A 23,403-nucleotide genomic window follows, 5' to 3' on the forward strand; every position below is an offset into this window, starting at 1 on the left:
CGCCTGAACCATAACCTTAACAATCTAAACTACATTGCCATGAAAAAAATTTACTTACTCCTGTTTGCACTCTTTGCAGTGACACAGGTCGCACTGGCCCAAAGCGGCAGTGTCAAGGGTCGCGTGCTCGGCGCAGACTCCAGAGAGCCTCTGAATGGCGCCACCGTCCTGCTCGAAGGCACGACGAAGGGCGCCTCAACCAATGCCGCCGGTGATTTCAGCATTGTCGACGTGCCGGCAGGCACCTATAATCTCCGCATTTCCTATGTGGGCTATACCTTCCCACGGCAGTCGGTTACAGTAAATGCAGGTAGCCCTACCGATATCGGCACCGTCACCATGATCACAACTAATATGGTAGGAGAAGAAATCGTGGTAACGGCTTCGCGTCGTCCTGAGAAACTCACCGAAGCCCCTGCCACTATCAGCCTGATCTCATCCAGAGACATCGCGGAGTTACCGTCTTTCAACGTGGGGGAACTATTGGCACGTCAGAAGGGTGTTGAATTCATCCGTACCGGTGTGCTGGGCACAGGTATCAATGTGAGGGGTCTCAACAGCGCCTTCAACCCAAAGAACCTGCAAATGAATGACGCCCGCCTGTCGACCCTCATCGCGACCGGCTTGCCTCTTGGCCCACTAGGCACCGTGGTGAAGGAAGACATTGAGCGCATAGAAGTAGTGCTTGGCCCTGCCGCCGCTCTTTATGGCCCGAACGCTCACAACGGCTTGGTAAACACGATCACCAAAGACCCGCGCCGTACGGAGGGCACCACCCTGGCACTCGGTGCCGGCAACCAGCAAGTGTTCTCAGGTCGTTTCAGACATGCGCAGGTAATCAGCCCTAAAATGGCTTTCAAGGTTACCGGAGAGTATACCAAAGGTCTTGATTTTGCTTATAATGACACTGTTTACTTCGGTGCCAAACAACGAGCCACGGAAATTGACCTGGACAGAAAGTTCAACACCATGCGTGGCGAGGCAGCCATGTATTACAGCGTGAACAATGCCTCTGACATCATCGTGTCGTATGGTGGCAGCAATTCCAACAACCTGGCCCAGACCAATGCCGGCCGTAACCAAATCAAGGACTGGCAAGTGCATTACCTCCATACCCGCTATGTATCGCCGCGTGTGTTCGCACAGGTATACCACACCTGGAGCAAGACAGACGACACCTACGCTATCAACCAGCGCACGCAGAACTACCTGAGCTTCAAGAATGCGGGTTTTAGCGAAGAAGAGGCACGCAGCAGATCGTATAAAGAACAATGGTTTGGCTCCTCGCCGGCTGCCGGAGTGGCCCTGCCACGCGGTGCCGTGTTCAAGGACGCTTCTCGCCGCCTGAATGGTGAACTGCAGTATAACAACAGCATTGGCGGTTTCGACTTCATTGTAGGCAGCCAGTACCAGCGCGATATCGCTGACAGCCGCAACACCTACCTTTTCGACCGTGACGGTGCCATCGTAGTCGACCAGCTCGGCTTTTATGGCCAGATAGAGAAACAGCTTGGCGGAGGTTTCAAAGCCCTCGTTGCAGGCCGTGGAGACAATCATGAATTTTATGGCTTTAACTTCATCCCGAAAGCGGCCCTGGTATGGGCACAAAATGATCATGCCATTCGCCTTACTTACGGCAAAGGTATAGCTGCCCCCACCATCCTGAACCTAGAAGGCTACTTGTTTGGTGGTTTGCTGATCGGTAACGGCCAAGGCTATACCCTGAGCGACGGTACTAAGATAAATAAACTGGAAGTGGAGTCTATCAACACCCTGGAGACTGGGTACAAAGGCAAGCTGTCTGATATGTTCTTCCTCGATGTGAATGCCTACTACAACAAGTCCAAAAACTTCTTGAGCCCAGCTATAAACATTGCCACACAGGGCCGCAAGGTTACGCAAAGGGGCGATGTACCAATGTCGCAGGTTATACCGGGCACACCAGAAGCGGGGGCGGCTTTTTTGCTAACCTATGTTAACTTCGGCGAGGTAGACACCTACGGCGCTGATTTCGGACTGACGTTCGCGCCTCTGCAGTCGCTTAATTTTGTAGCGAATTACTCTTATTTCGGTTATAACATCGATAAGGATGATCTGAATAACGACGGCAACAGAGATGGCAAGGTGAACCAGTTAGACCTGTCTATCAATGCGCCGGCCAATCGCTTCAGCCTGGCGGCGAACTACAGCAAAGACAAGTTCTTCGGTTCTATTTTCACCCGCTGGGTACAGGAGTTTGATTTCTTCTCGGGCATCAACGTGGCAGCCAAAGCCGACGAGGCGCTTGGCCTGAAGGAGAATGCCCGCTTTGGCAGAACCTGGAATTATGGTCCGCTGGGCGGCTTCACCAATGTGGACGTGAGCGCAGGTTACAGGTTCAACACTTACCTGACTGCATCGGCTCAGGTAACCAATGTATTTAATGCCGAGGTGAGGGAGTTTGTGGCATCGCCATTCATTGGCAGGCTCTATTCTGTGGAGTTGAAGGTGAACCTCCCGGGATTCTCTAAAAAGACGAATGAGGTTAGGTAGTTTGATTAAGGTGAAAACAGGGCGCCCCACAAGGGCGCTTTGTTTTTTTACAAGCTATATTCCATTTACAGAAACACACTTATGAAAAATGCAATCATTACAGGCGGCACCAGTGGTATTGGGTTAGGTATAGCACGCTTATTTGCAGCGCAGGGCTATAACCTGTTAGTGAACGGACTAGAGCAGAACGGCCAACAGATTGCCGATGAACTGGCTCAGGAACACGAGGTGAGGGTCATTTTTTCATCTGCCAACATGCAGCATTCTGAACAGATACGCGAGATGGTGCAACAAGCTGAGCAGGAGCTGGGCCATGTGGATGTGCTGATCAACAACGCAGGTATACAGCACGTGGCGCCGGTGGATGAGTTTCCGGAGGACCGCTGGGACGCGATCATCGCCATCAACATGTCGGCTACGTTTCATGCCTCGAAGGCGGTATGGCCGGGTATGAAGGCGCGTGGTTTTGGCCGCATCATCAATATTGCGTCGGCCCATGCCCTGCGTGCCTCCGAGTACAAGGTGGCCTATGTGGCTGCCAAGCACGGCGTGGCAGGTATAACCAAAGTGCTGGCCCTGGAGGGAGCGCCGCATGGCATCACCTGCAATGCTATTTGTCCAGGCTATGTGCGCACTCCCCTCGTTGAGGCCCAGATAGCGGACCAGGCACGGGCGCACCAAATGTCAGAAACAGAAGTGATTGCCAAAGTGATGTTGAAAAAACAACCTATCAAACAATTTGTGGAGGTTCAGGCGCTGGGCAACATGGCGCTATACCTGGCCTCCGAAACAGCAGGGCAGCTGACAGGGGCTATGCTCCCGGTTGATGGCGGCTGGTCTGCCCAGTAGCTTCTGATTTTTAGTTTGGCCTAGCAATCACAAGCTATACCTAAAAGCAGAAAGCCCCGGCTCTTTTATTGGTGACCGGGGCTTTCTGCTATACTGTGGTTATTACTTACTGATGATCTTGAACTCAGTGCGGCGGTTCACCTGGTGGTCTTCTTCCGAACATTCCACGTAGTCGCTGCACTTGTTTCGCAGCCTGGACTCACCATAGCCTTTGGCCACCAAGCGTTTGCGGTCTATACCTTTCGAAATGATGTAGTCAACCGCAGCCTGTGCGCGGCGCTCCGACAGGTCTTGGTTATACTTGCGGGTCTGGCGACTGTCGGTGTGCGAACTCAGCTCTATGCGGATCGTCGGGTTTTCTTTCAGTACACGCACCAGCTTGTCCAGTTCCAGTGCGGCATCCGGCCTGATGTCGTGTTTATCCAGGTCATAGAAGATGTTCTCCAGCACGATCGGTACATTTGGTGTATCGCGGTATAGCACCATCTCTACCAACAGCGAGTCAATGCTGAAGCGGCAGTCAGGCGTAAACAGGACCGTCTGCGTGAGGTATCCTTTCTTGCTTCCTCTGATAGTATACTGCATGCCCGCCTGCACCTTGTAGCCAAAGCCGCCTACAGCGTCGGAGTGGGTTTCATCCAAAGAGCCGATGTTCTCCTCAAACAGCTGCAGAAGCACATTGTCTACCACCACCTTCTTCTTGATGTGCGTACCAGGCTGGGCCACCATCTCGATGGTCTGGCCTACGAGCATACACTCCACTGGCACTTTTTTAAAACTGTAGATATTATCAGAACCAGTGGCGCTTTCTCTGCCCGACGACAGCCATCCCTTTACTCCGGCTTTATCCACTACCATACCCAGATCGTCGCGTGAGGAGTTTAGCGGGTACATCATGTTCTTCACAGAAGTCCACTCCGATCGTTTTCCCTCAGCCTTGAAGATATCCAGTCCACCTAAGCCCAAGTGACCGTCCGAAGAAAAATAGAGGTGGCCATCGCCCCCGATCGCTGGAAAGCTCTCGCGGCCGCTGGTATTAATGGCTGGCCCTGCGTTGACTGGCTTACCCCAGCTCCCGTCTTCCAGGCGCTCACAGTAGTAGATATCCGTCTCGCCCATACCTCCCGGCATATCAGACACGAAGTACAACAGTTTGCCGTCTGGCGTCACGGCCGGATGCCCAACCGAATACTCTTTTGGTTTGTTGTAGGCAAAAGGCACAGCATCTGCCCAGGCTCCATCCTGGCGCTTTGCCATGTATATTTCTAGCCTGTTGATGTAGTCGCCGCCTTTTCCTGCGCCGCCTACCCAACTGGTAGGGTCTGTGTTTGTTTTGGTACGTCCGCGTTTCATGCTGTTGGTGCGGGTAAAAAACAGCATATCTTCCAGTTCCAGGAAGGAGGCCGGCCCATTGTGGTAGTCCGTGTTAACTTCTTTTGACAGGGGCACCGGTACACTCCAGGTTGAGTCGGAAGCGGTAGCTGCCAAATACAATTGCACAAAGCCATTGCCCGTCCAGTTAAATTGGCTTTGTTTCTTTTTCCCCTCGGCTGACAGCCTGTCCGACGAAAAGATCAACGCTCCGGCCGGCATCTGTATCGGGCTGAAATCGGCACTTGTGGAGTTCAGTTTTTCTTCCGCTGCGATTTTGTAGGATAAAGGGCGGCTTATCCAAAGCATGGCTGTATCGCAGGAAGCGGCCAGCGACTTGGCCATGTCAGCTTTTTCCGGTACCAGGTTTCCATAGCGCTGATAAAGCTCTTTGGCCTTTGCATAGTCCCCGTTCCGCTTGGCGGCCTCTGCATAGTAATATATACTCGCCGGACTCGCATCCGGGAAGCTGGCCACCTGCGCATACCAAAACTCAGCCTCTTTGCTGTTGTTCATCAACCGGTAGCTATCGGCTATGCGCTGCAGCATATGGGCGTTGGGCTCTGTTTGCTCCATCGCCTTTTTGTAAGCCTCCAGCGCCAGCGCATATTCAAAGTTGTTGAAATACTTCTCGGCCAGTTTCACTTCCTTTTTTTGGGCCTGAGATGCTTCAGGCCAGGCGAGGCCTGTTACAAGAAGCATCAGTATCACTAGTAATCGTACTCTCATGGTCTTCTTTCGGAATAATTAGAAGTAACGTGGGGTCAGCATGCGTGCGTCCTCCTTCTTGAAGAAGGAATACCCAATGGATACCTCATGGCTGGGATGTTGCTTCAGGGCGTTAAGGCTGACATCATATGAGTACCCCAGTCTCAGCTTAGGCGTTAGGTATAGCTGCGCAATGGCAGCCCAGGCGTTGCGTCTGTCCAGTTCATATTCGTCTGAATACTTGTTATGTACCTGCACGGCCGTACGGTAGGATCCACCCAGCCAGATGCGCTCCCCCAGCAGGAAAAATGTATTCAGATCCAGACCGGTTGGGCTGTTAAAATCCTCTTTGATGAGAAAGCTTGGTTTGAAAATGATGCTCGGGGAAAGGTCAAGCACATAACCTGCTGAAAGGAAAAAGTGCCTGTTCGGGGTAGTTACTTCCAGCTCATCTCCTTTCGTGTTGATCAGGTTGGCAACCGACAGGCCCGTATAAAAACGTTCGGTGTTAAAGAAAGCTCCGATTCTGAAATCGGGCAAGAGCTCCGACACCCGGTTTTGCGGTACAGCCAGGTCGGGTCTGGAGTTGCCTGTGTTCAGTTTGGTGCCGTCCAGTGTGTACTGCGCCAACCCAGCGGCAAAGCCCAGGCCAAGCCGTGCCGTTTCGCTCATCTGCAGGCGCACTGCCAGGTTGCCGTGCAAGCCCAATTGGCGCTGCGCCCCCAGTTCGTCGTTCATGGCATTCAGGCCAAAACCGATGCGGCCGCTTCGCGTGGCACCGTCCAGGCTAAAGGTCTGCGTGGTCGGGGCTCCTTCCATACCTACCCACTGGCTGCGGTGCGTCGCATTGACATTCAGTATTTCCTTGCTTCCGGCGTAGGCAGGGTTGATAATCAGCTCATTGAAAATGTACTGTGTGTATTGCGGTGCCTGCTGCGCATAGCCTTGCCAGGCTAGCAGCAACATCACCAAAAGCACCCCTAATCTTTGCATTGTAATAACCTTAATTCGTTTGTTCTCTTATCGGACGATCATCACATAGCCTTTGTACGTCTTCTCAGTGCCGTCACAAAGCGTCATGCGCAGCACATAATAGTATGTACCCTCCGCTAACTTGTCGCCGTTCCAGTCATTCTTGTATCCCTTTCTCCTGAACACCTCGTTGCCCCAGCGGTTTACTACCACTAAGTCGTTGTCAGGATAGTTGAGCAGGCTTCCGATTGTCCAGGTGTCATTGTTGCCATCGTTGTTTGGCGTGAACACATTCGGTATGGTCAGCGCTGCGTCGCGCAGGCTTGGATCAGACAGCAGGGTAACCGGCTCGCTCTGGCACAGGCCATTGTCAGCCACCACGGTTATCTCGCCTTTGGCTGCGCCCTGCATTACACTAATCGTACTCGTGCCCTGCCCCGAAATAATCTCCCATCCAGCCGGTACCGACCAGGTAAAGGTGCTGCCCATGCTATTCGACTCCAATTCATAAACAGCAAGGTCTGAACAGGCGGTGGTTTTATCGATGATGCGGCTTATGACCGGCAATGGCGAGGTAGCGACTACAGCTGTGGCGGCTGCACTTTTGCCACAATCATTTTCTGCTTCCACCTTCACCTCTCCGGAATTGATGCCGACCTGCACGGTGATTTCACGCGACCCCTGGCCGGATATGATCGTCCAGCCGGTTGGAACAACCCAGTTGTAGAAGGCGGCGTTTGCCACCTCAGCTACAGCATAAGTGGTGGTGCGGGTGGCACAGGCAATCGCTTTCCCTATAATGGATACAGGCGTAAGCGGCGGGGCTGTCACAACTTTCACATCTAGCTTTGACTCGGCCGTTGTGCCGCAGGAGTTCCGGGCTTTTACCGTAATTGTTCCTCCGCCTTTTACCTTTACCGTGATCTTGTTTGTACCCTCTCCCTCCACTAGTTCCCATCCGGCAGGCAGAGTCCACAGGTAGGTATCAGCTCCACTGATAGCAGGTATAGAGTACACGGCGTTCGTTTTTCCGTCGCATGGCACCAGTGTCCCTTGGATAGCCTCCGGGTTCATTAGCGGCCGTTGTGGCTCTGTCAGCAATTTCACGCTTTGGCTCTCTCCGCAAGAGTTAACCGCCACAACTGTTACCTCGCCACCAGAAGTACCAGCGGTTACTTTAATTTGCCTGGTGTTTTCTCCGTCAGTGATAGTCCATCCATTTGGTACGGTCCAGATATAGCGCGTAGCCGTTGGCACAGCCGCAATACTAAACACCAAGTTAGCCGTATTGCCACAATAAGATTCTCTGTCGGTGATAATAGCACTTGGAGCAGGTGGCACTTCGCCCACGAGTTGCAGCGCCAGGGTACTGCTTTCGCCCACCGACCCGCAATTGTTGATAGCGGCCACTTTGACCTGCCCCTGCGTAGTTCCGGCTCGCACTGTTATGCTGGTACCGTTCCTGTCGCCAACTACTTCCCAATCTGGGCCAGGGAAGGTCCACTGATACGAAACTGCTCCGTTAACCGGAATGATCGAATAGGTTTGGTTCTTTCCAGCGCAATATTGCGTTTGTCCGTTTATCGGACCTGGTTTAGGGGCCGGAATGTCCGGCTGCAGGGAGATGGCAAGCGAGGCAGCCTGGCTCTCTCCGCAAGGGTTCTCGGCCGTGACGCGTATGGTGCCAGACTGCGTGCCCACATCTACCATGATTCTGTTTGTGCCCTGTCCTTCCACAATTCTCCAACCAGTAGGGAAGGACCAGGTATAGCGTTGCGCCTGGTCTACAGGATCAAGCTGGAACACTACCTTCGTCTGATTCACGCACACGCCCTTGTCTGGGCCCGTTATCACAAACGGAATGTTCGGGATTGGGCTGAATGGTTTGACGCGCAACACAGCTGGTTCACTGATGCCGCAGGAATTCTTGGCGCTAACCTTAATGTCGCCTTCTTTAGTGCCAAACTTCACCTTGATGCGGACAGTACCCTGACCTTCCAGAATTTGCCAGCCTTCCGGCACTTCCCAATCATAGTACTGTGCGCCATCTACTGGCTTGGTACTGTAATAAGTCTCAGAGGTGATACACGTAAAAGCATCGCCTGTTATAGCTGCGGGGGTAACTGGTTTTGCGGTAGTGGCCTCCACATTTTTTTTGCTTCTTCCTTCCTTACCGCAAGCGTTGATCACCAGTACCGAAATGTCGCCACTCTGGGCATCTGGGTCCAGGTCCACGGTAATCTCACGGGTTCCCTGCCCTGCCGTAATTCTCCAGCCATTGGGTACAGCCCAGTTATACTCTGTTGCGAATGGTACCTCATTTACCCAGTACTTGGTGCCAACGCTTCCCTTACAAACCGGGAAGGAGCCAAAAATATCGCCAGGCACGATAGGCTGGTCAGGTATAACAATTACCTCAAACTTGAGGCTGCTGCTGCCACACGAGTTTATACCGCTTACTGTTATTTCACCGGCCTTGCCATTCGGGTTAAATGTGATCGTATTAGTCCCTTGTCCGCTTAGAATCTCCCACTCAGCCGGAAACTGGCTCCATACGTACTGGGCAACATCGGCACTTGCTTTAACACTGAAGCTCACTTCGTTCGTAGTAACGCAAATCGTAATTGAGCCGCCGCCCGACAAGGCTACGGGTTGGTTAGGCACATCAAGAAACGGTTTTACGTCCAGGGAGCGAGCCCCGCTTTTTCCGCATATGTTTTCAGCGATCACACTTACCTTCCCCGATGCCTCCCCTACTTTTACAGTAATGCGGACGGTACCCTGCCCTCCTGTGATTTCCCAATCCTCGGGCACGCTCCAGATATAGTTCGTGGCATTCTCTACCGGGTCGATGGAGTACGATGCTGACTCGCCTTTGCACAGGCCCTCATCCGGTTTGATAGGGCCAGGCGTTTGTGGAGGGTCCGGGTAGTTGTTCACCCGCAGCGTGCTTGGCGGACTTGGGTCGCAGCCACTGCTCACCGTTACAGATATGAAAGGATCCGCATTCCGCTCCACTGCCTTTACTTTGATTCGGTTTCCAAAGCGCTCCCCGATAATCTCCCACCCTCTCGGCAGGCTCCACTCGTACTTTGTTACCCCTGTGATTTCGTTTATGTAGTACTCTACCTCGTCCCCAACGCATATTTCCATTGGTCCCTTTATCTCGCCAGCGTCAGGCAGAATGACGCAAAAGCGCAAATCCATCGAGTTGTTGTCAGTAATTTCGTCTGCCGCGGTGCCGCTCACGCTTCCACGGACAAAGCCCTCTCCCGCGTCCCGCAACACCGCCGTTATGGTCAATGTAACAGACTCCCCGACTTTCAGGCCGCCGATATTCCATTGAAATCCGCCTTCAGGCAAATTCGTAATACCGTTGTCTGGGGTGAATACGCGATCGCTTCCCGTGAACAGCAGATTGGTGACCCGCACGTTGGTATCATCGACGGGGCCGTTGTTTTTGACGGTGATTTTATAGGTGATCGTTTCCCCGATAAAATAACTGGTTGTGCCGGCATTGCCCGGAGATCTTGTAATGGTGATAGCCCGGTCTGTGGGCAGATAAAAGCGGGAGTTGATGATGCTTACTTCTCCCTGCAGGGAGGCTATGCGCCCCCTAATTTCGGTACTGCCACCTATAGACACATTTTCCTGCGCTATAAAATTGCCGCGCAGTGCCGCGCCACTTCCAACGATCAGCCTGTTTTGTAGCACCCACACCACATTCGACACTTTAGCGTCTTGCTCCAGGGTCATTTTGGCGTTATCTGCGATCGTGAGATCGCCTTTAATGATGAAGATGAAAACAGCGTCCGGGTTTCTGTTGCCGTTCAGCACCAGGTTGGAATTTATCATCCCTGTACCGTTCAGCTCGTATACGCCAGGCAGGAAGGCGCCGCCTGTCCAGCTTGCATTGGTAATGGGTGTTTTATTGGGAGAGTTGATGGCGGCATTGTAGATAGCGGTAGCGGCGTTGTGGGCTTGCGTGGCTGCCTCCGTTTTGTTTTCTATACCCTGCTGCACAATGCCGGGAGGAAAGCCTTCGGCGTTGTTCAGAACAGAAGCCAGTTTGGCAGGCATTTCGGTATTCCCTGAATTAACAACCTTCTGATACCCCACTACGTTATAACCAGCGAAGACCCCTAAAGCAGGGGCTTGCTGTGCTCTTGCGCCAAACGTAACCAGCCATAAGCTTAATACCAGCAACAAGGCTTTTCTTAAGAAGCTTGTCATGAAATAGATTCGTATAAGTTTGTTATAGAATTTGGCGTTTAATTTTTTCAACCATCAGATATTGCAGACTACCACCTTAGTTTGCGAAACCCTTTTCTTTCTTACCCTTCCAAGCCAAACATAGACGCAAGTATATACTTTAAAAAGTACATAATAAAGCTTCTAAAGTATATGGCGTATAATATTGGTTATATTAACCTCTAAAATTTAATAATTTCAGATACAAAGCAAATTTTACTTTAAAGTTTAAAGTTATTTGCGCCATAGTCCTACAACCAACTCAATTGGTTTTGCTTCCCAATATTATATTAATTCCTCTTTCTTGCAGGCCTTCCGACTTGCTGGTGTTAGCACTTTTCTGAAAAGTGCACAAAGGTATGCACAATTGTACATACTCTGTATCAGCTATATAAAAAACAATTAAAGTGAACGGTGCATAAAATATTGAATATGCAGCAGCGGGGCCTAAGGCAGGATGTGTGATGAGAGAAAAACCAGATAGGCGATTACCATACCCATTGCGGGCAAATGATGCGACGGTCGTTCAGGAGCTTGAAACCGACCACGACTTCGTGCGTTCCGGCGCTTACCCTGTTCAGGTTGGATGTGGTGGCATCGTAGGAGTAGGAAATGTCCAGCAGGGGGCTGACATATACGCCTACCATACCTACAAGGGCATCATCGTGACGATAGGAGGCACCTACCCAAAAGCGCTCGTCGTACAGTGCGCGCAAATTAAAATCTATGGCGAGCGGACTCGGATCTGCCAACTTCAGCATAACAGAAGGAATAAAATCTATGCTCCCGAAAGGACTGAAACGGTAACTGCCTGTGACAAAATAGTGGCGCTGCAGGTCGAGAGTTACGTTATTGTTTTCAGAAGAGCGGAAAGTACCTGCATTTTTGAGCAGCTGCGCCCCAGAGATTCCCACCGAGAAATTACGGGAGTATACCCAAAAGCCCAGGGTCAGGTCCAGCACATTCTGGTTGATGGCCCCGCCGCCCACCAACGGGTCGCTTGGGTTGGTAAACTGCAGGTCGCTTGAGTTGACTGAATTGCGGATAATACCGGCGGCTACCCCTGCTGAAGCATTAATGGTTCGGGTGAGCGGCAAGTGGTAGGCATAGGTACCCGATAGCCCGGTGCGGCGCAAAGGCCCCGTCTTATCAGTATGGAAAATTATACCTGCTCCGTGATGCGCCAATGCCTTGGCGTACTTGGTGCTGGCTGCCCCTTTGTTAAGCGGCATATGCGCCGTCGCATAGTAAGTAACAGGCGCCCCATCCAACCCTACCCACTGTTGCCGGGTGCTCACCCGAATGTCAGCATAGTCCTCTATACCTGTGAGGGCAGGGTTGAGTAGGAAATTATTGACCATGTACTGGCTATATTGAGGGCGCTGCTGCGCAAAAGCCTGCACGACAACACCTATAAACGCAACTAAAAGAAAGGGTAGCTTTTTCATAGTGTATTATCTGATAATGGTCACATGCCCTGAAATCGGTTTTTCGGAGCTGTTGAGATAAATAATGTAATAGTAGGTAGCCACCGGCAGTGCTTCGCCTTTGTAGGTCCCGTCCCAAGGCGTGCCGTAGCCGCTCGAGGTGAAGATCTGGTTACCCCAGCGATTGAATATCTCTACACGCGCATCCGGGTAATTCTCTATGTTGCCCAACTCCCACACATCGTTTACTCGGTCTCCGTTAGGGGAGAAGGCATTCGGAACGGAAATGGCCGGGATAACGGTCACCGTCACCTCATCAGTGGCAGTACAGCCATCGGGGGTCGTCACGGTTACGGTATAGGTGGTCGTTACATCCGGCCTGGCTACCGGGTTAAAGACATTTGGGTTGCTTAGCCCCGCTGCCGGCTCCCATGCATAGGTGGCGCCTCCGGAGGCCCGAAGCTCGGTTGTTTGGCCCTGTATAATGGTTACGTCCTCTCCGGCGTTGGCCACAGGCGTCACGATGGTGACATTGGCCGCCGTGCGGGTCGCGCTGGAGCAGTTGCTGTTATTGACAGCCTGTGCATAATAGGTCGTATTACGAGTCAGCTCCGGGGTTACGAAGGTTGGGCCCACGAAAAGCGGTGACCCGCCTGTTGGCGCATCATACCATTCGATAGTATTGCCATTCGGGTTCGACACAGTCAAGGTAGCGGATCCCCCCAGACAGGCCCGTGCGTCGCGCACGGCCAGCACTGGCGGTGCAGGCAATGGCAGGATTGTTATCAGCACGGCTTCCGAGGCATTGTCGCAGCCTTGCGAAAGGGCAACACGCCTGAACCAGGTGTTGCGTGTTAGGACAGGCGGGGAATAACTCGCACCTGTGTTGGTGCCCGGAGCCGGATTGAATCCAGTAGTAGGCCCGCTGATGCTGCTTTCCCAACGGAAGGTAATCGCACCGCTTCCTCCAGATGGCGCACTGCCCGTCAAAGGTTGAGGTTGAGTGCCTGAACAAATCTCCTGAGGAGCTGAAATGGTGTTGCCTGTTATGCTTGGCCGCACATTAATCACCACAGATCCGCTTATATTAGGAGTGCACTGCCCCGACTTGACCACCCGTTGGAAGTACGTCGTTTGGGTGATGGCACCCGGTGTATAGCTTTGTTGGTTGTTGGTGCCTGGCGCCGCTGTAAAGCTACCTGCGGCCCCGGTAGCGCTCACCTGCCACTCGTAGGTATAGGTGCCGTTTCCGCCTGATGGGGCAGACCCGGTAAGCGGAGTCGGGGCCGTGCCGGTGCACACGTCCTGTTGTGCCGGCGTAATTGTATTGCTGGCCAGCGCCGGGAATACCCTGACCCTCACTGCCTCTGAAGGCGAGTCGCAATCGCCAGACGTGACTATCCGCCTGAACCAGGTGTCGCCGGTTAAATTGGTTGATATGGTATAGTTCTCCCCGTCATTCGGCGCGGGAGCCGGTACAAAACCCGCATTGGGTCCGGTCGTGCTGATTTCCCAACGATAGGTATAGGGTCCGCCCGCTCCGCCTGTCGGCTGGGAGCCAACCAGTTGCGCTGGCGAATCGCCTGTGCAAATCTCTTGTAAGGCCGGCGTGACGGTGTTGGCACTTGGAGGGACCGGATCTACTGCCACCACTTCGACTACGTTACTGGAATCGGGGGAGCAATTGGCAGACCGCACCACGCGCCTGAACCAGGTTGTGGTGGCAATGGGCTCTGTAGGAGTGTAGTTCTGGTTGTTGTTTACACCGGGAGCTGCTGCGTAGCCTCGGTTCGGGCCTGTGGTGCTTCGTAGCCAGGTATAGGTATACGGCGTTGTCTGGTCGCCCCCGGATGGCCTGGTGCCTGTCAGTTCGGCTAGCACCCCGTTGCGGCAGACGTTCCGGCTAGCGTCACCCTCAATCAGGTTATTGGTGACACGTGGGTTCACCCGCACCGTCACTTCCCGGCGAGGGCCGACACACAGCACGCCTTGCGCTGAATCCTGAGCTGCGACATAATAAGTGGTGATGCCTCCCGGCAGTTGAGGCGTTGTAAAGGAAGGTCCCACGAAGATAGGGGTCGCATTGGGGGCATTGCTATCAAACCAGGCATAGGTCGGGCCCGGGCCCGTCGGGGCAAGGCGCACCGTGTCCCCTTCACAGACTATCCCCGGGTTCTGAATAGTAGGCTGCCCGGGTTGCTGTAGAATGACCACCTGTACCGGCGGCTGCGGCTGCCCCTGAAAAATGGCATTGGAGCTGCCACATTCGTTCACCGCCTCGACCGTAATGTTGTAGGTGCCTGGCCGGTCGAAATTGAAAGAGTAGCTGAAATTGTCTGAATTGAATGTGCGTGTTTCACTTCTGGGGCCGGAGATGGCAATCTTGACTGTGATGTTCTCTCCCAGGTTTTTATCAATGAAAATGCCGCCTCCACCCGGAGCACCGGCACCCCCAAACCCGCTCAGGTCTAGGGTGGTAGGGCCACAGAAGACGCCCCCAGCAGGCGGCTGCACCTGTGGCCAGCCCACCACGATCCCCTGCGAGGCCGTGTCGCTGTCGCAGCCGTTGGTCACGATTTGCTCGATGGTATAAACACCCGACTCAGTAAAGCGAAACACCGGGGCCGGGTCCGTTAAAGTTCCTGACTCCAGGGTGTAGCCCATGTCTGGCTGCACGGACCACTGATACGTCAGCCCGCCTCCTGTTGCGCTATCGGTGGGTGTTACGATAACGGGAACGCAGGGCGGTTGCTGGTTTTCATCGGCACGCTCCTTATTCAGGGAGAAGCCCGCCTTGGGCTCTTTGCTCACACTGTATACCTGCGTAAATGCCTCCGTACAGCCATTGCCGGCTACTGCTGAGATGGTAATGGTGAAATCGCCCACCTGGGCATAAGGGTTGGGGTTGGATATCGGAAAGTCGGAAGGCCGGTATTGCACCGGTGCGCTGCCATCGCCCCAGTCCACGAAATAACTGCGAATGTCGCTCAGGTAAGGCTCTTGCGTTGTGTTGGTGATCACTGCCGTTACGCTGATGTCGGCGTCAGCAACTGTATCGGGGAGGCAAGTCAGGAAATTGTTTTCCTCTGTGAAAGATATCTCCGGAAGCGGCCTTACCTGTACCTGCCGGGTTACGGTTTCTGACTCGCAGCCGGTCACGGTGCTTGTTCCGAAAACCTCCACCATGAAAGTCTCCAGGCCTGTGCCGCGCAAATTATAAGCATGTGTTACTGTTGCGCCTCTGGCAGTGCCGCCATCGCCAAAAGCCCAGGTATAGACAACGTCTGCCTGGGGTGCGTTAACAGAGAATGAGAGTGGGGTGCCCGAACAGGCGGCAGTGGTAGGCGTTGCAACAAAATTAGGGGTATTGGGCCTGGGGTTGACCGTGATTTCCGTTTCTGCAGAGGTGTTGGTCTGGCAGGCGCTTCCGGAAACCCGCACCTGGTAGTTACCCGCTGTGCTTACTTCCAGCGTTTGGCCGGTTGCACCGGCAATAACAGTTCCGTTCCGAAGCCATTCGTAAGTTAGCCCCGTTCCGGTGCTTGCCCGCAACACAGTGGTTTCGCCCTGACACAGCACGGTTCGGTCTGGTGAAGTAACTGTAATTGTAGCCGGACAATTGGGCGTTTGCGCCCGAACCGGTCCAATTAATAACACAAACAAAGCAAGCAAACTATAGAACAGATGCCTGTGTAGGAGTCGGTGCATTAGATCAGGGTTAAAGGGTGAATGGGCAGTTACACGGATATAACGAAATTTTTAATAATTATGATTTACCAAACCAGTCCAAAATCGTGGTCATTAACATCTCCTATAAACTGCGCTAAAGTTTTCAGACATGGAAAAATTTCTCCTGAGGGAAAGGCTTGAATTTCTGGCTTGCTGTTGAGCAGACAAACGCTTTTTACCTCTATTGCGAAATCAAGTAAAAGGTTACAAGCTGTTTAAAATATTTCCTTATCCTGATGTACGGATATTCTACAAGGTTTGTAAGTCACTGAAAACAAGACAAATAAAAAAGCCAACCCTGTTACAGGCTGGCTTTATAAATCTAACGATTAGGAGTTAGTGCTGCAGTAGTATTTTGCGCTTTACTTGTTTGGAAGATGATTTCAAGAGGAGCAGGTAAACCCCATTGGGCAGATGCCCAAGCTCCAATTCTAACTGCGTTTGTATTTGAGGCATGTACTTGCTGTATACTACTTGCCCTCTCAGGCTAATCATCTGCAACTCGACCTCCCGCAACGGCTCTTGCGTGGTAATGGTCAGTTTACCGTTCGCCTGGTTTAAGTAAATGGTTAGCCCTGATTTTACGGTATCCTCATCAGTTCCTTTTATAAAGAACTCCAGTGCATCTGAATAGGGGGAGAAGCAGCCTGCCGTATTGCGCACCCGCACCTTGTACGCCCCTTCCTCTTTGATCTGGACAGATTGCGCATTTCCCTGCAACAGCACACCATTTCGAAGCCATTCATAATACTCCCCGGCCACAGAAGCGCGTAGCTCCATACTGCCTGTCTGCTCGATCACCGGCTTATCAGGTATAGCCGATACGTGTATGCGCATTGCTTCGCTGGTGTGCTCACACGCTTCGGACGTAACTTTTCTTCTGAACCAGGTCGTTTGATTTAGAAGCCCGGGCGTATAGTTCTGAGTATTGTTTGCACCTGCCGCCGGCGCGAAGCCTTCCGAAGCACTGATGGTGCTGCGTTCCCAAAGGTAGGTATAAACACTGCTTCCTCCCGATGGAACACTGCCAACAAGCATGCCCGTTGATTCTCCTGCGCAAACGGTCTGGTTGGCTGGTATAAGGTTATTCGCTATGGCTGGGGTAATGGTAATAACCAGGGTGGCCTGAGCGCTTTGGCCGCATGCATTCCCTGTGGTTACGCTAATAGTACCTTTGCCAGCACCTGCCTCTACTTCGATCTCGCCCGTACCTTGCCCGGATATTACTGCCCAACCTGTCGGCAGGCTCCATTGGTAGGCTATACCTCCAACGAACGGCTGCACGCGATACGTCGCTTTGCCAACACCGCATAGACTGGCAGGCCCCACTATGGCTTCGGGTTGCGCTGGCACATTGGTTACTTCAACCTGCAATTGCCGTATCCCGCTTGTTCCATAGCTATTCATAGTCAGCACACTGATGACACCAGCGTTTTTTCCCACCATAACCGAGATCTGACTAGTTCCTTGTTCGGCTACTAGCGTCCAGCCATTGGGGATGCTCCAAGTATAGACTAGGGGCCCTGCTACTGGATCGACGCTATAGTTTGCAGTGATGCCTGTACAGACTACTGCAGGCCCTTTGATAGGTTCAGGGGCTGCGGGTACATTGGAGGTATTTGCCACTATGCTGGTTAAAGGCAAAACCCCGAAGCCAAAGGATGCAGGAACTAACCCAATAAGAAGACAGAGGATGAAGAAGAACCGGAGCAGTATTGTTTTCATGCAGCAAGACTATAAATAGAATTACAGCAATATATAAAATTCACTACGTAATATTATGCCTAATTAAGCGGCGGTTGCTACTATGGGAACGAGAGTACAGCGTTTAAGAGGCTTGACTAATGAAGAAAGGAAATAAAAAAAGCCTGACTCATTTCTGAATCAGGCTTCTCTAGGTAGCGGGAACAGGACTCGAACCTGTGACCTTTGGGTTATGAGCCCAACGAGCTACCAACTGCTCCATCCCGCACTGTTATTGTGTTACAAAAGTAGTATAAACATACTTACTATGCAAGCATTGGTTGCCAAAAACAGCAAAAAAATTGCCTTCTTTTAAAACTTACTGGTAATCCCGAAGTGTATCTTCGAGGCTCTCAGCGACATAGGCTGCTGCTCTGATTTACCGACGGAATAAACTAACTGAAAAATTCCTGCGCCAGTGCTGAAGCTTATACCTCCTCCAACGCCCAAAGGCAGCCCTTCGCCCTTCGACTGCTCCAGGTCGCTGCGGTAATAGCCTTGGTCATAGAAGAGCAGCACGTAGGAGTCGTCGGCCGTGAACAGGCGGTATTCCAGCGTGCCAACGCCGTAGGCAGACGCATAGAAGAAGTACTCATCAAAGCCCCGCAAGGAGGCCAGCCCGCCGATACGGTACATGTCGTTCAGGAAAATCTGGTCGTTGAGCAAAGCCTCTCCACGCAGTCTGGCCAGCAAAGCACTGCTCTTGCCCAGCCGGAAGAAATTCTCCAGCCGCAGGCCCAGGCTCAGTTGTGTCGTGTTGAGCTCCAGTGTGTCATAAAACTCCTTTTCCAGACTGGGGTTGCGCAACAGTTTCTTTTTGCCTGCAGCTAACTGCAGCTCCACCAGGCGACCTTTGCGCGGAAAATAGAAGTCATCCAGGTTGTTCCACAGGTAATTCAGTCCGTAAGTGTTGGTGCGGGCGTCGGCCAGGTCCAGCGCTTTCAGGCTTTGCGGGCTAGCCGTTGAAAGAATGCGGGAGTTACGCCACTCCGTGAACACGCTGAAGCGGCCATACCGGATGGTATTGTAAGCCAGTTGCACACGCGGCTGCACCGTAATAAAGGACGAGTCCTGCTTGAGCAACCCAAAACGCGTGCCCAGTTCGAAGGGAGTACCCAGAATGTTGGGATGCAGGTATTCGCCATTAAGGATAACAGAACCCCGGTTCACGCGCCGCCACTGCAGCCCCAGTTGTTTGCCGCTACCCTTGATGTTACGGATGTTCAGGTTGGCTTCTCCGGTAATTAAGAGTTTGTTTCCCGTGCGGCTCGGGTCAGGCAGGAACCCTACGACACCGTCCAGCTGATTGGCTTGCCGGTCTTCGATAAAGTAGATGACCCGGGCTTTGTCGCGGGCAAACTGCACTTGCGGCGGACGGATCATCTTGATATAAGGCAGTGCCGTGAGCATGCGCTGCGACGCCAGCACCTGGTCCTGGTTATAGGGTTGCCCAGGGTATAGCTGCAGATAGCGCATCAGGAACTTTGGCTGCGTCTTGCTGCCGCCCATCACCTGCACCGAGTCATAGGTCACCACAAAGGCTTTCTCGACCATCAGGGCGGCCGATATTTTATTGTCTTTGATCTGAATGGAGTCCAGCCAGACGGAGGCAAACGGGTAGCCGTTGCGCTCGGCGTAGTCCAGTATCCGCTGCTGTAACTTGGCATACTCAGCCGGTTTGAATGGCACATGGCGATAGAACTTCTCCCGAAAGCCTGACTCCACCAGTATACCTTCGCTTAGGTTGCCGTTGCGCAGCTCGGCCCAGTCGAATCGGTTGCCGATGTGCAGTTTCACGTGGAGCGTGTCGCCGCGTTGATAGGAACTGTCGGCGGAGGCCAGCAGGTAAGCATCCTGGTGCAGGCGCTGCACCAGCGCCCGTATCTCCTTACTGGCTTCCAGGGAGTCGGCCAGTTGGGTGCGGTAGTTGTATTGGCGTAGCACCTGCCGGTCGGTAGCGTCCGCATATACCTGGAGCGCTGCCTTTGTCTGCTGGGGCACCGGTTTGGGAACCGGCGGCTTGTCCTGCGCCTGCGCCAATGGCAGCCACACGAATAAGCACAAGACTAAGACAGCGATTTTGTACATTTGTACGCTATATGGTTGAATTGTTTAATGGCTAAATTGTTTCTCTTTTAAGAAACATGCACTCAATAGCTTGCCTGCAAAGGTAAGACTGCCTGAACGGTTTCTCGCATGCTATTTTTACATATTGCACGAACAAACCAACAATTTAACAATCCAACAATTTAACAATTAAACCCTTGTCCGGCATATACCTTCATATTCCTTTCTGCAAGCAGGCCTGTCACTACTGCGATTTCCACTTCAGCACCTCTATGGGACTCAAATCTGCTACCATACAGGCCATTGTCCGTGAACTGGAACTTCGACAGGATTATCTGCAGGGTCAGCCGGTGCACACCATCTACTTTGGAGGCGGCACACCGTCGTTGCTCACGCAAGAGGAGCTGCAACTTCTTCTGCAAACCATCAAAAGGTTATATATAGTTTCGGACGAGGCGGAAATAACACTGGAGGCCAACCCCGACGACCTTTCGCCGGAAAAACTGCAGGAACTCAGGGCCGCAGGTATAAACCGGCTGAGCATCGGACTGCAGTCCTTCCATGAGCCGCACCTGCGCATGATGAACCGTGCCCACAACGCGACCGAGAGCCTGCAGTGCGTGCACGACGCACAGGCCGCCGGCTTCGACAACATCACCGTGGACCTGATTTACGGTATACCTGCACCGGACCACAGCATTTGGAGGGAGGATCTGAAAACGCTCTTCTCGCTTAACGTGCAGCATGTTTCCTGTTACGCCCTCACCATCGAACCCGACACCGCTTTTGGCCGCTGGAGTAAAAAAGGCTCGTTCAAACCGTCGGAAGATGAATTTACGGCGCAGCAGTTCGAGATCCTGCTGGAGCAGATGAAGCAGCATGGCTATGTGCAGTACGAGGTATCCAACTTCAGTAAACCCAGACACGAGTCGAAGCATAACAGCAATTACTGGCGTGGGGTGCATTACCTGGGGGTGGGGCCGAGTGCGCACTCTTTCAACGGCCACAGCCGGCAATACAATGTGTCGCATAACAGGAAGTATACGGAAGCGATCGGCCAGGGCGTGGTGCCATTCGAACTGGAAGAACTCACGCTCGCAGACCAGGCCAATGACTACCTCCTAACGACGCTCCGTACCATCTGGGGCTGCGACCTGGCGATCATGCGCAACAGGTATAGCTATGACTTAGCGGCCATGCACCACGTATACCTGCAGGAACTCCACCAAAAAGACCTGGCCTGGATTGCAGAGGACGTGCTATACCTGACAGACAAAGGCAAATTGCTCGCCGACCAGATTACACTGGACCTGTTTGTGGGTTAGCCGCAAACTCAACCTGATACATCCCATCAGATTTATTCGTAGATTTGATAAGAAACTGGCGCTTAAGCTACCTCTTCTGACCATTATGCAGGTATTAGAAACACTTTACCAGAACGACATCAGCCGAATAAGTATTGACCGACGCAACGGGGTGATTATGAACGCCTGGTTGCGGCCGGTGGAGCACGACGAGATGGTCGTAACCGCCGATAGAATCAACCAGTTTTTAAGGGAAACCGAATCGGATAAGCTCCTGCTGAGTGCTCTCCTAATAGGAAAGCTCCTTCCGGAGACAAAAGAGTGGCTATCGACGACCTATTACAAATCGCTTTCGGAGCTAGGTATAAAAAAACTGGCGCGTGTGCTTCCGGACAACGTTTTTAACAGATTAACTTTTGAATCAGTTATAACCCGGGCTGAAGCAATGGGAACTGTTAATTTTGAAGTCAGAAATTTCAGCACCGACAAAGCCGCCTTGCTGTGGCTTTTGGAAGATACTTTATAACGATGACCGCTACTATTTCGCACCACAACCAGTCCTATACCTTCAACCCGCTGCAGCCGCTGGACATCTCCATGCCGCTGCACGACAAGCAATTACAGCCAGAATGTTTTTGGGCAGAGCCCGTAGCTTTTGATGTGATCCGGGTAGGTGATTTTGTGGGAAGCGTGGCTGAAGGAGGCACCACCAATTACAAGCGGGTGCACGTGACGCCCCACGGCAATGGTACGCATACGGAGTGTTACGGCCACATTTCTGCCGATGAAAACGCCACCATCCACAATTGCCTGAAACGCTTCCTGTTCGTGGCGCAGCTGATTACCGTAACACCGCAAAAACAGGAGAATGGCGATGAAGTGGTACTGCTGGAAGAGTTGGAAAAGCAACTGCAAGGTATAAAGCCTGAAGCAGTCGTACTGCGTACGCTCCCTAATACAGACGAAAAGCTTACCTGCCACTATTCCGGCACCAATCCGCCTTATCTGGAACCTGCCATCGGGCAGTACCTGGCTGAGAAGGGCGTACAGCATCTGCTCCTGGACCTGCCCTCCGTGGACCGCGAACTAGACGAAGGCAAATTGCTCTGCCACCATGCTTTTTGGCAGTACCCCAAAAATACCCGCTGCGGTGCCACCATCACCGAACTCATCTATGTGCCCGACCACATTGCAGATGGGCTATACCTGCTGAATATCCAGATCGCCAGCCTGCAGCTTGACGCCAGCCCCAGCAAGCCGGTGCTCTACAAACTGTCGCCTGATTTCCCGACCTTGTAGGTATAGCAGCCTCCTGAGTGTGCGAAGCTTCTCCGAACGTCTGAACCAACAGCCTTAAAAGAAACGCACCATCAGGTATAGCAACGGCTATCGGTATAAACACTTGCGAGTTTTGTAAACACCCCAAGGTCTATCGATCAAAACAGTGCCTCTGCTACCTTTCTAACTGATTCCGACTTCCCCATGGAGTAGTAGTGCAGGCAAGGCACACCAAATTCCATCAGCTCTTTCGATTGCTTGATCGCCCACTCCACACCAATCTGTGCGGCCGCCTTGTTATCCGGGCAGTTCTCTATGGCGTCACCCAGGTCGCAAGGGATCTCGATATGAAACAGGCTCGGCAGCAAGGTCAGCTGCGTTTTAGTGGTCATCGGCTTTAAGCCAGGTATAATCGGCACATCTATACCTTCCTCGCGGCAATGCTTCACGAAATCGAAATACTTTTGGTTATCGAAGAACATCTGCGTCACGATGTACTCAGCGCCCAGCTCCACTTTCTTTTTTAGCCAACGCAGGTCCGATTTCATATTCGGAGCTTCGAAGTGCTTCTCTGGATAACCTGCCACCCCAATGCAAAAATCAGTGCAGTTGTTGCTCACCTGCTCATCATCCAGGTAGCAACCGTTGTTCATATCAACCACTTGCTGTATCAGCTCCGAGGCATAGTGATGCCCCCCCGGCTCCGGAACAAAGCGCTGTTCGCTTTTCACGCAGTCGCCACGCAGCACCAGCATATTGTCTATACCCAGGAAGTGCAGGTCTATGAGTGCATTCTCTGTTTCCTCCTTGCTAAAACCGCCGCAGATCAGGTGCGGCACCGTGTCCACTTTGTAGTGGTTTTGGATGGCGGCGCAAATACCTACTGTGCCCGGTCGTTTGCGGGTAGTGCGCTTTTCCAGCAGACCGTTCTCACGCGTTTTGTAGACATACTCCTCCCGATGGTAAGTCACGTCGATAAAAGGCGGCTTAAACTCCATCAGTGGATCGATGTGGCTGAACAAAGTCTTCATGTTCTCGCCCTTGAGCGGCGGCAGAATTTCGAAGGTGAATAGCGTTCTGCCGTTAGCGTTCTGGAAGTGCTCGGTTACTTTCAATTTATGTTTCTTAGATTTTAGATTCTAGATGTTAGATGTTAGACCATTTTGCTCTTA

General features: G+C 52.5%; 13 protein-coding genes and 1 tRNA gene. 5 read left to right on the plus strand and 9 right to left on the minus strand.

Annotated features, from left to right (window positions below):
* The first annotated feature begins 39 nt into the window (after nt 1-39).
* Together H9Q13_RS09135 and H9Q13_RS09140 are read left to right on the plus strand one after the other, a co-directional pair.
* Nucleotides 40-2,532 carry a TonB-dependent receptor gene (locus H9Q13_RS09135; protein WP_191183494.1) on the plus strand — a complete coding sequence of 831 codons (2,493 nt, stop codon included), beginning with the start codon at nt 40-42 and terminating at the stop codon, nt 2,530-2,532.
* Between the two features lie 81 nt (nt 2,533-2,613).
* Nucleotides 2,614-3,381, plus strand: a complete 768-nt coding sequence (locus tag H9Q13_RS09140) for a 3-hydroxybutyrate dehydrogenase (protein ID WP_191183495.1) — start codon at nt 2,614-2,616, stop codon at nt 3,379-3,381.
* Between the two features lie 102 nt (nt 3,382-3,483).
* Here the strand turns inward: H9Q13_RS09140 and H9Q13_RS09145 are convergent, their stop codons facing one another.
* From H9Q13_RS09145 to H9Q13_RS09180, 8 genes are all read right to left on the minus strand, one after another.
* The gene (locus H9Q13_RS09145) at nt 3,484-5,454 is read right to left on the minus strand and encodes an OmpA family protein (RefSeq protein ID WP_191183670.1); all 1,971 of its coding nucleotides are present in this window, start codon (nt 5,452-5,454) and stop codon (nt 3,484-3,486) included.
* Between the two features lie 45 nt (nt 5,455-5,499).
* Nucleotides 5,500-6,453 (minus strand): PorP/SprF family type IX secretion system membrane protein, encoded by a 954-nt coding sequence (locus tag H9Q13_RS09150; RefSeq protein ID WP_191183496.1) that lies wholly within the window; start codon nt 6,451-6,453, stop codon nt 5,500-5,502.
* Nucleotides 6,454-6,480: 27 nt separating this feature from the next.
* On the minus strand, nt 6,481-10,512 hold the full coding sequence (locus tag H9Q13_RS09155) for an ice-binding family protein (RefSeq protein WP_224744181.1): 4,032 nt from the start codon (nt 10,510-10,512) through the stop codon (nt 6,481-6,483).
* A 659-nt stretch (nt 10,513-11,171) separates the two neighbouring features.
* Entirely contained in the window at nt 11,172-12,131 is a 960-nt protein-coding gene (locus H9Q13_RS09160; protein ID WP_191183498.1) for a PorP/SprF family type IX secretion system membrane protein, read from the minus strand.
* 6 nt (nt 12,132-12,137) lie between these two features.
* Nucleotides 12,138-15,818: an Ig-like domain-containing protein gene (locus H9Q13_RS09165; protein WP_224744182.1), complete on the minus strand. Its 3,681-nt coding sequence runs from the start codon at nt 15,816-15,818 to the stop codon at nt 12,138-12,140.
* 357 nt (nt 15,819-16,175) lie between these two features.
* Nucleotides 16,176-17,564: a T9SS type A sorting domain-containing protein gene (locus tag H9Q13_RS09170; RefSeq protein WP_191183499.1), complete on the minus strand. Its 1,389-nt coding sequence runs from the start codon at nt 17,562-17,564 to the stop codon at nt 16,176-16,178.
* 174 nt (nt 17,565-17,738) lie between these two features.
* Nucleotides 17,739-17,811, minus strand: a tRNA-Met gene (locus tag H9Q13_RS09175).
* 83 nt (nt 17,812-17,894) lie between these two features.
* A complete protein-coding gene (locus H9Q13_RS09180; RefSeq protein ID WP_224744183.1) occupies nt 17,895-19,670 on the minus strand; it encodes a BamA/TamA family outer membrane protein in 1,776 nt (591 codons plus the stop codon).
* A gap of 176 nt (nt 19,671-19,846) precedes the next feature.
* Here H9Q13_RS09180 and hemW point away from each other — a divergent pair, with 176 nt between their 5' ends.
* From hemW to H9Q13_RS09195, 3 genes are all read left to right on the plus strand, one after another.
* Complete coding sequence (gene hemW, locus H9Q13_RS09185) at nt 19,847-20,974, plus strand: radical SAM family heme chaperone HemW (protein WP_191183500.1); 1,128 nt, start codon at nt 19,847-19,849, stop codon at nt 20,972-20,974.
* Nucleotides 20,975-21,059: 85 nt separating this feature from the next.
* Nucleotides 21,060-21,479, plus strand: a complete 420-nt coding sequence (locus H9Q13_RS09190) for a hypothetical protein (RefSeq protein ID WP_191183501.1) — start codon at nt 21,060-21,062, stop codon at nt 21,477-21,479.
* Nucleotides 21,480-21,481: 2 nt separating this feature from the next.
* Nucleotides 21,482-22,252: a cyclase family protein gene (locus H9Q13_RS09195; RefSeq protein WP_191183502.1), complete on the plus strand. Its 771-nt coding sequence runs from the start codon at nt 21,482-21,484 to the stop codon at nt 22,250-22,252.
* Nucleotides 22,253-22,389: 137 nt separating this feature from the next.
* Here H9Q13_RS09195 and metF read toward each other — a convergent pair whose 3' ends face one another.
* Nucleotides 22,390-23,346 (minus strand): methylenetetrahydrofolate reductase [NAD(P)H], encoded by a 957-nt coding sequence (metF, locus tag H9Q13_RS09200; protein ID WP_191183503.1) that lies wholly within the window; start codon nt 23,344-23,346, stop codon nt 22,390-22,392.
* Between the last annotated feature and the right edge of the window lie 57 nt (nt 23,347-23,403).

The sequence above is a fragment of the Pontibacter aquaedesilientis genome (genome assembly GCF_014773225.1).
GTDB classification, from domain to species: Bacteria; Bacteroidota; Bacteroidia; order Cytophagales; family Hymenobacteraceae; genus Pontibacter; species Pontibacter aquaedesilientis.

Bases quoted from the DNA above. Each gene is read 5' to 3' on its own strand.
- H9Q13_RS09135 (WP_191183494.1), top strand. From the start codon at position 40: ATGAAAAAAATTTACTTACTCCTGTTTGCACTCTTTGCAGTGACACAG.
- H9Q13_RS09140 (WP_191183495.1), top strand. From the start codon at position 2,614: ATGAAAAATGCAATCATTACAGGCGGCACCAGTGGTATTGGGTTAGGT.
- H9Q13_RS09145 (WP_191183670.1), bottom strand. From the start codon at position 5,454: ATGCTTCTTGTAACAGGCCTCGCCTGGCCTGAAGCATCTCAGGCCCAA.
- H9Q13_RS09150 (WP_191183496.1), bottom strand. From the start codon at position 6,453: ATGCAAAGATTAGGGGTGCTTTTGGTGATGTTGCTGCTAGCCTGGCAA.
- H9Q13_RS09155 (WP_224744181.1), bottom strand. From the start codon at position 10,512: ATGCCTGCCAAACTGGCTTCTGTTCTGAACAACGCCGAAGGCTTTCCT.
- H9Q13_RS09160 (WP_191183498.1), bottom strand. From the start codon at position 12,131: ATGAAAAAGCTACCCTTTCTTTTAGTTGCGTTTATAGGTGTTGTCGTG.
- H9Q13_RS09165 (WP_224744182.1), bottom strand. From the start codon at position 15,818: ATGCACCGACTCCTACACAGGCATCTGTTCTATAGTTTGCTTGCTTTG.
- H9Q13_RS09170 (WP_191183499.1), bottom strand. From the start codon at position 17,564: ATGAAAACAATACTGCTCCGGTTCTTCTTCATCCTCTGTCTTCTTATT.
- H9Q13_RS09180 (WP_224744183.1), bottom strand. From the start codon at position 19,670: ATGTACAAAATCGCTGTCTTAGTCTTGTGCTTATTCGTGTGGCTGCCA.
- H9Q13_RS09190 (WP_191183501.1), top strand. From the start codon at position 21,060: ATGCAGGTATTAGAAACACTTTACCAGAACGACATCAGCCGAATAAGT.
- H9Q13_RS09195 (WP_191183502.1), top strand. From the start codon at position 21,482: ATGACCGCTACTATTTCGCACCACAACCAGTCCTATACCTTCAACCCG.